Origin of the sequence: Acrocarpospora macrocephala (genome assembly GCF_009687865.1) — a bacterium.
GTDB lineage: Bacteria > Actinomycetota > Actinomycetes > Streptosporangiales > Streptosporangiaceae > Acrocarpospora > Acrocarpospora macrocephala.
Window position 1 is genome coordinate 247,518 of the sequence record NZ_BLAE01000011.1, and the last position, 16,070, is coordinate 263,587.

Annotated in this window: 2 protein-coding genes; both read right to left on the minus strand. The window is 72.5% G+C overall.

The features are described from left to right. Nucleotides 1-5: 5 nt before the first annotated feature. Nucleotides 6-4,943, minus strand: coding sequence for a type I polyketide synthase (locus Amac_RS11300; RefSeq protein ID WP_155354284.1), 4,938 nt, complete (start codon nt 4,941-4,943; stop codon nt 6-8). 14 nt (nt 4,944-4,957) lie between these two features. After that, the gene (locus tag Amac_RS56060) at nt 4,958-16,060 is read right to left on the minus strand and encodes a type I polyketide synthase (RefSeq protein WP_246268251.1); all 11,103 of its coding nucleotides are present in this window, start codon (nt 16,058-16,060) and stop codon (nt 4,958-4,960) included. Nucleotides 16,061-16,070: the final 10 nt, after the last annotated feature.

Consider the following 16,070-nt stretch of genomic DNA (forward strand, 5'->3'; position numbering starts at 1 on the left):
CCGGTTCAGGAGATGCCGAGGGTTCTGGTGATGAACTCGACGAGCTCGTCGTCGCCCGCCGACTCGAGCTCGTCGGCCGCGGAGGGGACGCCGTCCCCCCAGGTGGCCAGCCGCCGCAGCCGGGCCCCCGCGGCCTCGCGGTCCTGACCGGTCAGGGTGGCCAGCGCGCCTTCGAGCGCGTCGATCCGTTCCAGGACCGAGGCCACGGCGTCCGGCCCGGAACCGGGGGCGATCTCAATGCGCAGGTGGGCGGCCAGGGCGTCGGGGGTGGGGTGGTCGTAGACGAGGGACGGGGGCAGCCGCAGGCCGGTGGCGGCGGCGAGCCGGTTGCGCAGTTCGACCCCGGCCAGCGAGTCGAATCCCTGGTCGCGGAAGCGCACGCCGGGGTCCACGGCTTCGGGTGAGGGGCGGCCCTGCACGGCGGCGACCTGGGTCCGTACCAGCCGGAGCAGGAGCCGGTGCTGTTCGGTCTCGGTCAGCCCGGCGAGCCGTCCGGCCAGGTCTTCCTCGGCGGGGGGCGCCGTCGTGGTCTCCTGGTGGGCTTCCGGCAGCTCGCTCACCAGGGTGTGCGGGCGGTTCCCGAACAGGGCCGCCCAGTCGACGTCGGCGATCACCACGTGGGTCTCGTCACGGTCGAGGGCCTTTCCCAGGGCGGTGACGGCCAGGTCTGGGGGCATGGCGCGCAGGCCGTACCTGGCGAGGGTGCGCCCGGCCGCCGGGTCGGCCAGGCCCGCGCCCGCCCAGCGACCCCAGGCGATCGAGGTGGCGGGCAGTCCCTCCGCCCGGCGGCGCGCGGCCATGGCGTCCAGGTAGGCGTTGCCTGGCGCGTAGTTGGCCTGCCCGGCCACGCCGCAGACGCCGGCCACCGACGAGAACAGCACGAAGGCGGACAGGTCGAGGTCGCGGGTGAGTTCGTGCAGATGCCGGGCCCCGCCCGCCTTGACCCGCAGGACGCGCTCGACCCGCTCCGGTGTCAGCGCGGTGATGAGGCCGTCGTCCAGGTCGGCCGCCGCGTGCACGACGGCGGTGAGCGGGCGTTCCGGCGGGATCGACGCGAGCACGCGGGCCAGCGCGTCCCGATCGCCGACGTCGGCGGCGGCGTAGGTCGCCTCCGCCCCGAGCGCCGCGAGCCGCTCGCTCAGCTCGGCCGTGCCCGGCGCGGCCGCCCCTCTCCTGCCGACCAGGAGAAGATGCCGTACGCCCCGGCCCGCCAGCCAGGCCGCGACGTGACCGCCGAGCGCGCCGGTGCCGCCGGTGACCAGGACGGTGCCGTCTGTCGTCCAGGACCGGGTCTCGTCGGGCGGGGGTGTGCGGGCCAGGCGCCGGGCGTACACGCCGGACGAGCGGATGGCGACCTCACGTTCCGCGCCCCCGAGAAGCGCGGCGAGCCGCTCCCAGTTCTCTTCGTTGTACGGCTCTGGCAGATCGACGAGGCCACCCCAGTGGGCGGGACTCTCCACGGATGCGATCGCACCCAGGCCCCAGAGCAGCGCCTGCGCGGGATCGGGGGCGGCGTCGCCGGAGCCAGTCGAGACGGCGTTCCCGGTCACATACCAGAGGGGGGCGGTCAGGAGGGTGTCGTGCGCGGCCTGGAGCAGGGCCAGATTCCCCGCGTACGCCCATGGGACGGCCTCCGCACGATCGCGGGTGGTGACCGAAAGGAGCGAGAGCACGCCCGCGACCTGGCCCGCTGACGCCAGCTCGGCGGCGAGTTTGGCCCGGTCGGCGGACGGGACGAGGACCCGGACGACCTGCGCGCCGCGACGGCTCAGCGCCCGCTCGGCGAGGTCGGCCGCCTGTTCTGCCCCCGCGCCTTCTGGGACAAGGACGAGCCACCGCCCCTGGAGACTCCCACCGGAGGGCTCGGGCATGCGGCGCCACGCCACCTGGTGCCGCCAGGCGTCAACGCCCTGGGCCAGCGCGCCGCCCGGCTTGCTCGCGTCCAGCCAGAAGCGTTCCCGCTGAAAGGCGTAGGTGGGCAGGTCGACCCTGGTCGCGCCGGGGATGACGGCCTCCCAGTCGATCGGGCGGCCGTGGATGTGGGCGTGGCCGAGCGCGAACAGGGCGGTTTCCTCCTCGGGACGGCCCTTGCGCAGCACGGAGGCGACCACCCGGCCGTCCGGAAGCGACTCACGCGCCATCCCCGCCAGCACCGCGTCCGGCCCGATTTCCAGAAATGTCGTGACCTCGGCGGCGTCCAGCGTTCTTATCGCGTCGGCGAAACGAACCGGCTCGCGAACCTGCCGCACCCAGTAGCCCGGATCGGTGATGTCGCTCACCCGCCCGGTCAACGTCGACACCACCGGAATCACCGGCTCACTGAAGGTCACCGATTCCAGGATTTGCCGGAATTCGCCGAGCATCGGTTCCATCCGGGCCGAATGGAACGCATGGCTAACCGTCAACCGCCGAGTCCGCCGCTTCCATGAGGCGACAACGGCCTCGACCGCGTCCTCATCACCCGTGATCACCACCGAATTGGGCCCGTTGATCGCCGCGATCTCAACGCCCTCGGGAACCTCCTCCTCGCTCGCCTCGATCGCAGCCATCGCCCCACCCGACGGCAACGCCTGCATCAACCGGCCCCGCGCGGCCACCACCCTCGCCGCATCGGTCAGCGACCACACCCCGGCCACATGCGCCGCCGCCAACTCCCCAATCGAATGACCCACCAGAAAATCCGGAAATATCCCCCACGACTCCAACAGCCGGAACAGCCCGACCTGCAACGCGAACAAGCCCGACTGCGTATAGACGGTCTGATCCAGCAACCCAGCCGAACCGAACACCACATCCCGAACCGAAAGCCCGCCCAGCTCACCGACCGCGCCGCCCGGCACGTCAGCGGGCACCACGCCTAGCCCACCCCCGACCGCCTCGCCTGGCGCACCCCCGACCAGAGCCCCGGCCAGATGGGCGTCCAACTCCTTGACGGCCGCGTCAAAAGCCTCAGCGAACACCGGGAAACGCTCATACAGCTCCCGGCCCATCCCCTCCCGCTGACTCCCCTGACCAGAAAACAGATACGCCAACGCCCGACCCGCACGACCACCGACCACCTGACCCGAGGGCTCACCCGCCGCCAACGACCACAACCCCGCCAGCAACTCCCCACGGTCACCGGCAACCACCACCGCACGCTCATCCAGAACCGCACGACCACGCGCCAGCGAATAACCCACATCCGCCGGATCAAGATCAGCTGCCGCAAGCTCTGCCAACCGCGTCGCCTGCCCTCGCAGACCCGCGAGACTACGCCCAGAGACCACCCAAAATGCCGGAGCCCCCAGCGACGACGGCGAAGCCGACACCGGCAACGACGCATCGACAGTGGGAGCACCGGCCACCCGCCGAGAGCGAGCGGCCAGGCGCGCCGACTCGCCGATTCCTCCCACCACGGACGCGGCCAAAGACGCAGCCTCGGATCCCGCCGCGGACGCGACCGTGGACCCTTGCTCGGACGCGGCTGCGGATGCGGCTTTGGACCCCGCCACGGCCCCTGCCAGTGACCCTGACCCGGACGCGACCTCGGGCGACGACAACGGCGACAGCGGCTCCGACGGCGGCTCTTCGATGATCACGTGGGCGTTGGTGCCACTCACGCCGAACGCCGACACGCCCGCACGGCGCGTCACGCCCGACGGCCACTCCCGGGTCTCGGTCAGCAACTCCACCGATCCCGCCGACCAGTCCACATACGGCGACGGCTCATCCACATGCAACGTCCGCGGCAGCAACCCATGCCGGATCGCCTGCACCACCTTGATCACACCACCGACCCCCGCCGCCGCCTGCGCGTGACCGATGTTCGACTTCAGCGAACCCAGCCACAACGGACGGCCGGCGTCGCGGCTCTGCCCGTACGTGGCGAGCAGCGCGTGCGCCTCGATCGGGTCACCCAGTGTCGTGCCGGTGCCGTGCGCCTCCACCAAGTCGATCTGGTTGGGGGCCAGCTCGGCCGAGGACAGCGCCCGCCGGATCACCCGCTGCTGGGACGGGCCGTTCGGCGCCGTGAGCTGGCTGCTGCGGCCGTCCTGGTTGACGGCGCTGCCCCGCAGCAGAGCCAGGACCCGGCGCCCGTTCCGGCGCGCGTCCGAGAGCCGTTCGAGCGCCAGCAGCCCGACGCCCTCCGCCCACGCGGTGCCGTCCGCCGCACCCGCGAACGCCTTGACCCGGCCGTCGGGGGCCAGCCCGCGCTGCCGCGCGAACTCGATGAACATGCCGGGCGCGGCCAGCACGGTGGCGCCACCGGCGAGCGCGAAGGAGCACTCGCCCAGCCGCAGCGACTGCGCCGCCAGATGCAACGCGACCAGCGACGACGAACAGGCCGTGTCCACCGTCACCGCCGGACCCTCGAACCCGAACGAGTACGCGATCCGCCCCGACGCGACGCTGGTCGTGTTCCCGGTCAGCACGTAGCCGTCGGTGTTGCGGGCCGGGCGGTGGTGCAGGCTGGGGCCGTACTCCTGGGCGATCACGCCCGCGAAGACGCCCGCGTCGGAGCCGCGCAGCGCGGACGGGTCCACGGCGGCGTCCTCCAGCGCCTCCCAGGCGGTCTCCAGCAGCAGCCGCTGCTGCGGATCGGTGGCCAGCGCCTCCCGGGGCGAGATCCCGAAGAACCCCGCGTCGAAGCCGGCGGCGTCGTAGAGGAAACCGCCCTCCCGGACGTAGGTGGCACCGCTGCGGTCCGGATCGGGATGGTAGAGCGCGTCGAGGTCCCAGCCGCGGTCGGCGGGGAAGGGCCCGATCGCGTCCCGCCCGTCGGTCACCAGCCGCCACAGATCCGCGGGTGAAGCCACCCCGCCGGGGAACCGGCAGGCCATGCCCACGATGGCGATCGGTTCCCGGCTCGCCGACTCCACCTCTTGGAGGCGCTGCCGGGTCCGCCGGAGCTGGTGCGTCACCTGGTTGAGGTAGGAGCGGAGCTTCTCTTCTTCGGTCATGGACGCGATGCCCTTCACGAAAGACGCAGTTCGGTGTCGATGAGCTCGAAGAGCTCCTCATTGGTGGCCAGGTCGATCTCGGCGTCCACCACCGTCCCGAGCTCGGCGCCGCTCTCCGGCTCCGCCGGGACGAGCCGTTCCCGCAGGTACGCGGCGAGCGCGAGCGGAGTCGGATGATCGAACACGAGGGTGGACGGCAACCTCAGACCGGTGACCTGACCGAGCCGGTTACGCAACTCGACGCTGCTGAGCGAGTCGAACTCGCCTTCCAGGAAGCCCCGGTCGGGCGGGACTGCGTCGGTGTCCACATGTCCGAGCACCGCCGCCGCGGCGGTCCGTACGAGGTCGAGCAGGCGGCTCGACTGTTCGGCCTCGGAGCGGAGCGCGAGCTCCCCGGCCAATGACGCGGAACTGTTCGGGTGGCCGTCCGCGTGACCGTTTGGGTAACCGGCCGAATGGCCGCTCGCATAGCCAGGCGCATGACCGTTCGCGTGTCCGGGCGAATGGCCGTTCGCGAGGGCCCGGTTCCGGCGAAGGTGGGCGAATAGCGGGGAACCGCTCGCCTCGTGGTCCAGGTGGGCGGTCACCGCCACCGGATCCGGCCCGGCCAGCGCGGCGTCGAGCAGGGCGAGTGCCTGCGCGGTACCCATCGGCGGGAGCCCGGCGCGGGCCAGCCGGGCGCGGTCCGCCGGGGTGAGGTGGCGGGTCATGCCGCTCGGCTCGGCCCACTGTCCCCAGGCCAGCGCGGTGGCGGGCAGGCCGTTCGCCCGCCGGTGCCGTGCCAGCGCGTCGAGGAAGGAGTTGGCGGCGGCGTACCCGGCCTGGCCCGCGGTGCCGAGGAGACCGGCCGCCGACGAGAACAGCACGAAGGCCGACAGGTCCCGGTCCCGGGTGAGCTCGTGCAGGTGCCAGGCGGCGTCGGCCTTGGGCCGCAGGACGCCCGTGATCCGCTCCGGGGTGAGCGACCCGAGCACGCCGTCGTCGAGGACGCCCGCCGCGTGCACCACGGCGGTCAGCGGATGCGCGGCCGGCACGGCGTCGATCAGCGCGGACAGCGAGATCGGGTCGGCGACGTCCACGGCGGCGATCCGCACGTCGGCGCCGAGTTCGGCCAGTTCGGCCCGGAGCTCGGGGGCGCCCGGCGCGCTCAGACCGGCTCGGCTGGCGAGAAGCAGGTGCCGTACCCCGTGCTTGGTGACCAGATGGCGTACGGTGAGCGCGCCGAGGGCACCGGTCCCGCCGGTCACCAGGACGGTCCCGTCCGGGTCCAGCCGTCCGGCCGGCAGGGTGAGGACCAGCTTGCCGGTGTGCCGCGCCTGGCTGAGGCGGCGGAGCGCCCGCCGGGCGTGGCGTACGTCCCAGGCGGTGACCGGCAGGGGAGCCAGCGCGCCGCTGCCGAACAGGCCGGTCAGCTCGCCGAGCATTACGGCGATCCGGTCGGGGTCCACCTCGAACAAGTCGAACGCCTGGTAGCTGACGCCCGGATGGGCGGCCGCGACCGCGCCGGGGTCGCGCGGGTCGGTCTTGCCCAGCTCGACGAACCTGCCGCCGTCGCCGAGCAGGCGCAGCGAGGCGTCGGTGAACTCGTGGGCGAGGGTGTTGAGGACGATGTCGACGGGCGGGAAGGCGGTCGCGAAGTCGAGTGTGCGGGTGGAGGCGATGTGGGCGTCGTCCAGCCCCTGTTCCCGCAGGGTCGGCCATTTGGCGGGCGAGGCGGTGCCGTAAACCTCGGCTCCCCAGTGGCGGGCGAGCTGGACGGCGGCCATGCCGACGCCACCCGTGGCGGCGTGCACCAGCACACGCTCTCCCGGCTGAAGTGCCGCCAGTCCGGCGAGCCCGTGGTAGGCGGTCAGGAAGGCGACCGGCGCGGCGGCGGCCTGCGCGAACGTCCATCCAGCGGGGATCGGCACCAGGTAACGCCGATCGGTGATCGCGACCGGCCCGATAGTCCCCGGTACAAGTCCCATGACGCGGTCGCCCGGGACGAGGTCCGCCACGCCGGGTCCGGCCTCGATCACAACGCCCGCGGCCTCGGCGCCGATCCTGGCCTCGCCGGGGTAGAGGCCGAGCGCGATGAGCACGTCGCGGAAGTTCAGCCCCGCCGCCCGGATCGCGACCCTGACCTCGCCGGGGGCGAGCGGGCGCGACAGATCCGCGGCCGGGAGCGCGGCGATCCCGTCGGCGACGCCCCGCGTGGAGACGTCCAGCCGCCACTCCTCGCCGGGCAACGCCAGGACGTCCTCCGGCGTGGGACGGGCCAGCCGAGGAACCAGGATCTCGCCCTGGCGCACCGCCGACTGGCTCTCCCCGCTCGCCACCGCACTCGCCAGCACGGCCAGCGACTCCGGCAGGCCATCGTGGTCGATCAGCGTGAGTCGTCCAGGAAACTCCGTTTGCGCGGTCCGGCCCAGGCCCCAGAGCCCGGCATCCCCGAGCCCCGCCACGTCCTCCCCGTCACGCGTGCCGATCGCGCCGCGAGTGACCAGAACCACCCGGGCCGCCGCAAGCCGGGCATCTTCCAGCGCGCTCTGGAGCAGCCCGAGCCCAGCCGCCGTCCCCTCGTGCAGCGCCCCCGGCAACGCCTCCCCACCGGACGCCACCGCGACCACCAGCACCTCCGGCCGGCCCGCCACCGCCGACCCCAGATCATCGAAACGCGGCACACCGGGCACGCCAACCCCCACCGCCGCCCACCGCGCCGTATCCACCGCCGACGGCGTCGGCACCCCCACCCAATCCAGCCGGTACGGCACCGCCACCGCAAACCCACCCCTTGGGGCAGACCGGAACGTCAGCGACTCAACCACGATCACCGCCGCCCCCGAGCCATCCACCGCCACCAACCGAACCGTGTCCACCCCAATCGGCGTCACCCGCACCCGCAACGCCGTCGCTCCAGCCCCAGCCGTCACCACCCCCTGCCACGCAAACGGAATCCGAACACCCCGCCCGTGCCCACCCTGACTACCGCGACCGCCGTGAGCGTCCGGGCCGCTCTGACTGTCCGACCCGTCCGGGCCCACGTGACCGCCGTGACCGTTCTGAGCGTCCGGGCCGCTCTGACCGTCCAAGCCGTGCGGGCCCACGTGACCGCCGTGCCTGCTCTGACCGCCGTGACCGTTCTGAGCATCCGGGCCGTCCGAGCCGTCTGGGCTGGTTCGATCGTGGTTCGCCTGATCGCCGTCCGGGAGCACGATCCCCACTGCGGCGTGCAGGGCGGCGTCGAGCAATGCCGGGTGGATGCCGTATCCGCTTGCGGTGGGTAGTTGATCCGCCGGAAGGCTCACCTCGGCGAGGACCTCTTCGCCCAACCGCCAGGCGGCGGTCAGCCCTTGGAAGGCGGGGCCGTAGGTGTAGCCCTGGTCGTGGAGTCGCTCGTACCAGCCGGTCAGGTCGACGGGCCGGGCATTCGGCGGCGGCCATGCCCCGGCTAAGGCCAGGACGGAAGCCGCGGGCTCCGCCTCGGCGGGAGCGCGCACGTCTGCCGCCACGGAAGTCACGGGTCCGGCCTCGGCGGGGGCGTACACGTCTGCCGCCGTGGGAATCATGGGCCCCGCCTCGAGAGAGGCCCGCGCATCTGTCGCCGTGGGAGTCACGAGTCCGGCCTCGACGGGGGCGAGTATGCCCGTTGCGTGCCTGGTCCATGGTTCGGTGGTCGCGGTGCGGGAGTGGACGGTGAGCAGGCGGCGGCCGGAACCGTCGGCGGCGGTGGTGCGGACTTGGAGTTGGACGTCGCCGTGTGGGGGCAGGGCCAGTGGTGCCTCCAGGGTCAGTTCCGCTAGTTGGAGCCCGCCGGAGCGCTTGGCGGCGTGGGTGGCCAGTTCTACGAAGGCCGTGCCTGGCAGGAGCGCGGTGCCGCCGATGGCGTGGTCGGCCAGCCAGGGCTGGGCGCTGGTGGAGAGGCGAGCAGTCAGCAGGATGCCTTGGCCGTCCGCCAGGTCGATGGCGGCGCCGAGAAGGGGATGATCTGCCGCGTCGAGTCCAGCGGCGGCGGGACTGGCGACGGGGACAGGCGGGGCGAGCCAGAAGCGTCGGCGCTGGAAGGCGTAGGTGGGCAGGTCTACCAGGCGGGCCCCGCGCCCAGCCAGGCCACCATGCCGATCCCCGTGCCGATCAGTGGGCCGATCAGCGGGCCGATCACCATGCCAATCACTGTGCCGATCGGCATGCCAGTCGGCGTGCCAGTCGACGTAGACGCCGTTGACGTGGAGGGTGGCCAGGGCCGTACGGAATGCGAGCGGTTCGGGGTGGCCGGGACGGGACGCGGTGACGAGCGTGTGCGGGGGCGTGTCCGCGAGGCAGTCGTGGGCGAGCGAGGTGAGCGTGCCGCCTGGGCCGAGTTCGAGGTAGTCGGTCACGCCGAGCTCCCGGAGGGCGGCGATGCCGTCGCTGAACCGGACCGGCCGCCGGATGTGGTCCGCCCAGTAACCCGGGTCACGTAACTGCTCGGCGGTGGCCGGTCGGCCGGTGACGTTGGAGATCAGTGGAATACGTGGCGGCGCGAAGGCCACCCCTTCCGCGACCGCGCGGAACACGGCTGGCACCTCGTCCATGTGCGGCGAGTGGAAAGCGTGGCTGACCTGGAGCAGCTTGGCCTGGCGACCCCGCGAACGCCAGCGCTCCGCTATCTCGCCGACCACGTCCCGGTCCCCGGAGATCACCACCGAGTCGGGTCCGTTGATCGCCGCCAGATCCACCGCGCCGGGATGCTCCGCCAGCAGTTTGGCGATCTCCGCCTCGCCGCCCCGCAACGCGGCCATCGCACCGACAGCGGGCACGGCCTGCATGAGCCGCCCCCGCGCGGCGACCAGCGCGGCGGCGTCCGGCAGTGAGAACACGCCCGCCACGTGCGCGGCGGCCAGTTCACCGACCGAATGGCCGATCAACTGGTCGGGCTGCGGGAGGAAGGACTCCGCCAGCCGGTAGAGGGCGACCCCGAAGGCGAACAGCGCGGGCTGGGTGTACGCGGTGGTGTCCAGCCTGGCCGCGTTCTCCGTGCCCGGCTCGGCGAACATGACCTCCCGGATGGGATGGTCAAGATGCGTGTCCAGGTGCCGGGTCACCTCGGCGAGCGCGTCGGCGAAGACGGGAAACTCCTCGGCCAGCCGCCGCCCCATCCCGGCGCGCTGGCTGCCCTGACCGGGAAACAGGAAGGCGAGCCCGCCCGTCCTAGCGGCGACACCCCGCACGAGCCCGGCGCCAGCCTCACCTCCGGCGAGCGCCTGCAAGGCGGCCAGCACCTCGGCACGGCCGCCACCCAGCACCACAGCCCGGCGCTCGAAGGTGGCCCGCCCGGTGACCAGCGTGTACGCCACATCTGGCAGAGCAAGCCCATCGTCCTCAGCCAGCCGCCCCCGAAGCCGGGCCGCCTGCTCGCGAAGCGCATCCTCAGACCTGGCCGAGAGAACCAACGGCAGAGCAAGCCCATCGTCCTCAGCCAGCCCCGCCCGAAGCCGAGGCACCTGCTCGCGAAGCGCATCCTCAGACCTGGCCGAGGAAATCAACGGCAGAGCAAGCCCATCGTCCTCAGCCACCCCCGCCCGAAACCGGGACACCTGCTCGCGAAGCGCATCCTCAGACCTGGCCGAGGAATCCAAGGGCATGGCATCCGGCCCCGACGCACGCCGCGTCTCCTCAGTGCCAGACTCCACCCCGAGCTCACGATCGGACACCGAAGGAAGCGTGGGATCCGGCTCCGCAGAGGGCTCACGACCGGACACCGAACGGAACGCGAGATCCGACTCCGCAGAAAGTTCACGATCGGACACCGAACGGAACGCGGCATCCGACTCCGCAGAAAGTTCACGATCCAACCCCGAACGGAACGCGGCATCTGACTCCGCAGAGAGCTCACGATCGAGCCCCGAATGGGACGCGAGGGCCGACTCTGTGGGGAGTTCGGAGTTGGAATCAGTTGGGGTGTGTTCCGGGAGTTCGGTGGGGGCCTGTTCCAGGATGAGGTGGGCGTTGGTGCCGCTGATGCCGAAGGAGGATATGGCCGCTCGGCGGGGGCGTCCGGTGGTCGGCCAAGGGGTGGGTTCGGTGAGGAGGGCGAGTGTGCCTGAGGTCCAGTCGATGTGGGGGGATGGGTGGTCGACGTGCAAAGTGGCGGGGAGGGTTCCGTGCCTGATGGCCTGGACCATGGCGACGAGGCTGGTGACGCCGGCGGCGGCTTGGGTGTGGCCTAGGTGGGATTTGCAGGAGCCGAGGAGGAGGGGAGTTGCGGGGTCGCGGTCCTGGCCGTAGGTGGCCAGGAGGGCTCCGGCCTCGATCGGGTCGCCGAGGGTGGTGCCGGTGCCGTGCGCCTCTACCGCGTCGATCTCGGTGGGTGACAGGTCGGCGGCGGCCAGGGCGGCGCGGATGACGCGCTCCTGGGCTGGACCGCTGGGGGCGGTGAGGCCGTTGCTCGCGCCGTCCTGGTTGATCGCGCTGCCTCGGACGACGGCGAGGACGGGATGTCCGTGGCGGCGGGCCTGTGACAGCGGTTCCAGCAGGACGAGGCCGACAGCCTCTGACCAGGCGGTGCCGTTCGCGGCGGCGGCGAACGGTTTGCACCTGCCGTCGGGGGCGAGGCCGCCCTGGCGGCTGAACTCGGTGAACATGCCGGGGGTCGACATCACGGCGGCGCCGCCCGCGACGGCCCGCTCGCATTCGCCCCGGCGGAGCGCCTGAACGGCCAGGTGGATGGCGACCAGCGAGGACGAACAGGCGGTGTCGACGGTGAGCGCGGGACCTTCCAGCCCCAGCGTGTACGCGATCCTGCCAGAAGCCACACTGGGCAGGGTCCCGGTGAGGGCGTGGCCCTGGTAACCGTCCGGGGTCTCGTGCAGACGTGGGCCATACTCCTGCGGTGTGACCCCGACGAATACGCCGGTACGACTGCCGCGTTGACCGGCCGGATCCAGGCCGGCCCGCTCATAGAGTTCCCACGCCGATTCCAGCAGCAGCCGCTGCTGCGGGTCCATGGTGGCGGCTTCACGCGGGCTCAACCCGAAGAAGGCCGCGTCAAAAAGGTCGGCGTCGCGCAGAAAACCGCCAGAGCCGGTGACGGAGGTCCCGACGGCCGAAGTCCCGGAGAGAGAGGTCCCGATGGCCGAGGTCCCGGAGAGAGAGGTCCCGGAGAGAGAGGTCCCGGAGAGAGAGGTCCCGGAGAGAGAGGTCCCGGAGAGAGAGGTCCCGCTGACAGAGGCCCCGGTGGCACCGGCGCTGGTGTCAGTCGCGCTGGTGTCAGTCGCGCCGGTGAAGGGCGCGGGAAGCAGTCGGTTCAGGTCCCAGCCGCGATTGTCAGGGAAGTCGCCGATCACGTCGCGGGTGGAGCCGAGCACACGCCACAGGTCCTCGGGCGAGGTGGCGTCGCCGGGCCACCGGCCGCTCATGGCGACGATCGCGATCGGCTCGTCGGCACCTGCCGCGGGAACGTCGACTGGTGGTGGCGGCGCGTCGGGCGAGATCGTGGCGGTCAGGTATCCGGTGACCGCCCGGGGAGTCGGATGGTCGTAGATCAGCGAGGCGGGCAGGTTCAGCCCGGTGGCTGTGCCGAGCCGGTCCCGGAACTCGACCGCCGCCGCCGAGTCGAACCCCAGATCCTTGAAGGTCGCCTCGTCGTCGACAGCGTCGCCGGAGGGGTACCCGAGCACCAGCGCCGCGCTCTGCGCCACTGCCACCCGAACAGCCCGCTCCCGCTCGATCCGGTCGAGCGCGCCGAGCCCGCCGGAGCCGCCGATCCCATTGGGCTCCCTTGAGCCGCCGACGCCCGGCCCGCTGGACTTCCCTGAGCCGCCCAGCCCGCCGAACACACCGGACTCACCTGATTCGCTAGCCTCGGCGAATACACGTAGCCCGTCGAATCCGCTGGCTTCGGTGGATACACCCAGCCCGTCAGATCCGCTCGCCTCGGCGAATACACCCAGCCCGTCAGATCCGCTCGCCTCGGCGAATACACCCAGCCCGTCAGATCCGCTCGCCTCGGCGAATACACCCAGCCCGTCAGATCCGCTCGCCTCGGCGGATACACCTGGTCCATCGGGTCCGCCAAGCGTGTCGGATCCCCGGGCGGGTGCGGATTCCTGTCCGGCGGCCAGGGTCGAGGCGGATTCACGCCGGGCGGCCAGGGTGGGGGCGGGATCGTGTCTGAGCCAGAGGGGGCGGCGTTGGAAGGGGTAGGTGGGTAGGTCCACCAGCTGGGCTTGGTCGCCGATCACGTCCGGCCAGGCCACTGTGCCGCCTCCGGTGTGCACCCGGGCGAGGGAGAGCAGGAACTGGCGTAGGTCGCCGTGGTCGCGGCGGAGGGTGCCGGTGGCGAGCACGTCGCCGGCGGTCTCCCGGATGCCCTCGGTGAGGATCGGGTGGGGGCTGCTCTCCACGAACACGCCGTGCCCGTCAGCGACGGCGGTGCGGACGGCCAGGGCGAGTTCCACGGTCTGGCGGAGGTTGCGGTACCAGTACGCGGCGGTGAGTTCCGTGGTGTCGAGACGGCCGCCGGTGACGGTGGAGTAGAACGCCACCTCCGCCGGGCGGGGCCGGATGTCGCCCAGCTCGTCGAGGAGGCGTCGCCGCAGTGGTTCGACCTGGGGCGAGTGGGACGCGTAGTCGACGGGGACGGTGCGCACCCGTACGCCCTCCGCACGGTAGGCGGTGAGGAGTTCGGCCAGGGCCTCGGCATCGCCGGAGACCACGGTGGCGCGGGGACCGTTGACCGCGGCCACGCCGAGCTGGTCGCCCCACCGGGACACCCGCGCGCGCACCCGGTCGGCGGGCAGGGCCACCGAGGCCATTCCACCCCGGCCCGCGACGGCGGCGATGGCCCTGCTTCGGAGCGCCACCACCCTGGCGGCGTCGTCCAAGGACAGCGCCCCGGCGATGTGCGCGGCGGCGATCTCACCTTGCGAGTGGCCGATGACCGCGTCGGGGCGTACACCGGCGGCTTCCCACAACCGGGCAAGCGACACCATGACCGCGAAGAGCGCAGGCTGCACGACGTCGACGCGGTCCAGCGAAGGCGCGCCGGGGCGCCCGGCCAGCAGTTCGGTCAGCGACCAGCCGGTGTGCCTGTCCAACGCCCGGGCGCAGGCCTCGATCTCCTGAGCGAACACCGGCGACTCGCGAATCAGTCCGGCGGCCATCCCCGCCCACTGGGACCCCTGCCCGGGAAACACGAACACGGTGCTGCCCCGCTGCCGGGCCACCCCCTGGACCAGAGCGACCGCCTGCTCCCCCCGAGCGAGCGCCAGCAGGCCGTCCCGAACCTCAGCACGGTCACCCACCAGCACGGCCCGATGCTTGAAAACGGTCCGCGTCACGGCCAGCGAGAGCGCCACATCCGGATCCCCCGCCGCCCCCGGCCGATCGAGAAAGCCATAAAGCCGGGCACCCTGCTCACGCAAAGCCCCCTCACTCGCAGCGGATACAACCCACGGCAAAACCGCCCCGGCCGCCTGCGCACCCAGCGCCGCGACAACCGGTTCCGCACGCACCGCGCCAGCCGCCTCCGCACGCAGCACCGCCACGACCGCCTGTGCCCCGTCCGCACGCAAGACCTCGCCAGCAGCTTCCCCACGAGGTGCCGCCACGACCGCTTGCGCCCCGGCACGCAACATCTCACCGGCTGCCTCCGCGCGCAGCGCCGCCACCACCGACTCCGCGCGCACCGCGCCAACCGCCTCCGCACGCGGCGTGCCGGGCGCGTCCGCGCGAAGTGCCACGGCGATCGCCCGCGCGCCGGCTGCGTCCGCACGCAGCACCTCGTCTGCCGCTTCCGCGCGGAGTGCCGCGACAACCGCCTCTGCGCGCGGCGGCGCTGCAGGGGACGGCGCTTCAGTTACCGCCGGGGCGGAGTGTGGGGGTTCGGTGAGGATGATGTGGCAGTTTGTGCCGCCCATGCCGAAGGAGCTGACGCCTGCGGCGCGGAGGTGGTCGGGTTGGGGCCAGGGGGTTGTGGTGGTTTGTACGCGTAGGCGTAGGTCGGTGAGCGGGATGTCGGGGTTGGGGGTTTGGAAGTTGAGGCTGGGTGGGAGTTCGCCGTGGGTGATGCTGAGGGCCGTTTTGAGCAGGCCGACGATGCCGGAGGCGCCTTCCAGGTGGCCGACGTTGGTTTTGGCCGAGCCGACGAGGAGGGGCGTGTCGGCGGGTCGGGTGGCGCTGAGGGCTAGGCCGAGGGCGGCGGCTTCGATGGGGTCGCCTAGGCGGGTGCCGGTGCCGTGGAGTTCGACGTACTGGATGTCGGCGGGAGTGAGGCCGGAGCGGGCGGTGGCGCGCTGGATGACCTCGGCCTGGGCGCCGGGGTCCGGGACGGTGAGGCCGTCGGTGTGGCCGTCGTTGTTGACGGCGGTGCCGCGGATGACGCAGTGCACGCGGTCGCCGTCGGCGAGCGCCTGGGTGAGGGTCTTGAGCACGACGGCGCCGCCGCCCTCGCCGCGGACGTAGCCGTTGGCGCGGGCGTCGAAGGTGTGGCAGCGGCCGTCCGGGGAGAGCGCGCCGAAGCGGTCGGCCGCGACGGTCGTGTCGGGGGCGATGTTGAGGTTGACCCCGGCCGCGATCGCGACCGTGGACTCGCCGGAGCGCAGGCTCTCCGCGGCCAGGTGGACGGCCACCAGCGAGGACGACTGGGCCGAGTCGACGGTCAGGCTCGGCCCGCGCAGGCTCAGCGCGTGCGAGACGCGGTTGGCGATGAGGCCGCGGTTGAGGCCGGTCAGGGTGTGGCGGGTGACGGCGGCGGGGCCGCCGCGGTGGACCAGCGCCGCGTAGTCGGACGCGATGGCGCCGACGAAGACCCCGGCCGGGGTGGCGGCGAGGCGCCCGGGCGGGATCCTGGCGTCTTCGAGCGCCTCCCAGGCGAGTTCCAGCACCAGGCGCTGCTGCGGGTCCATCTCGGCCGCCTCGCGCGGGGAGATCCCGAAGAATTCGGGGTCGAAGCGGTCGACGTCGGCGAGGAACCCGCCGAACCGGGGGGCGTCCTCGGCGCCTTCCCAGCGCCCGGCGGGCGGTTCCGTGATCGCGGAGCGGCCACCGCGCAGCAGCTCCCAGAAGGCCGCCGGGTCGGGCGCCTGCGGGAGCCGGCAGGCCATTCCGATGACGGCGACGGCCTCGACCGATCCGGATTCCGCACGGCCGACATTCATCTTCGCTCCA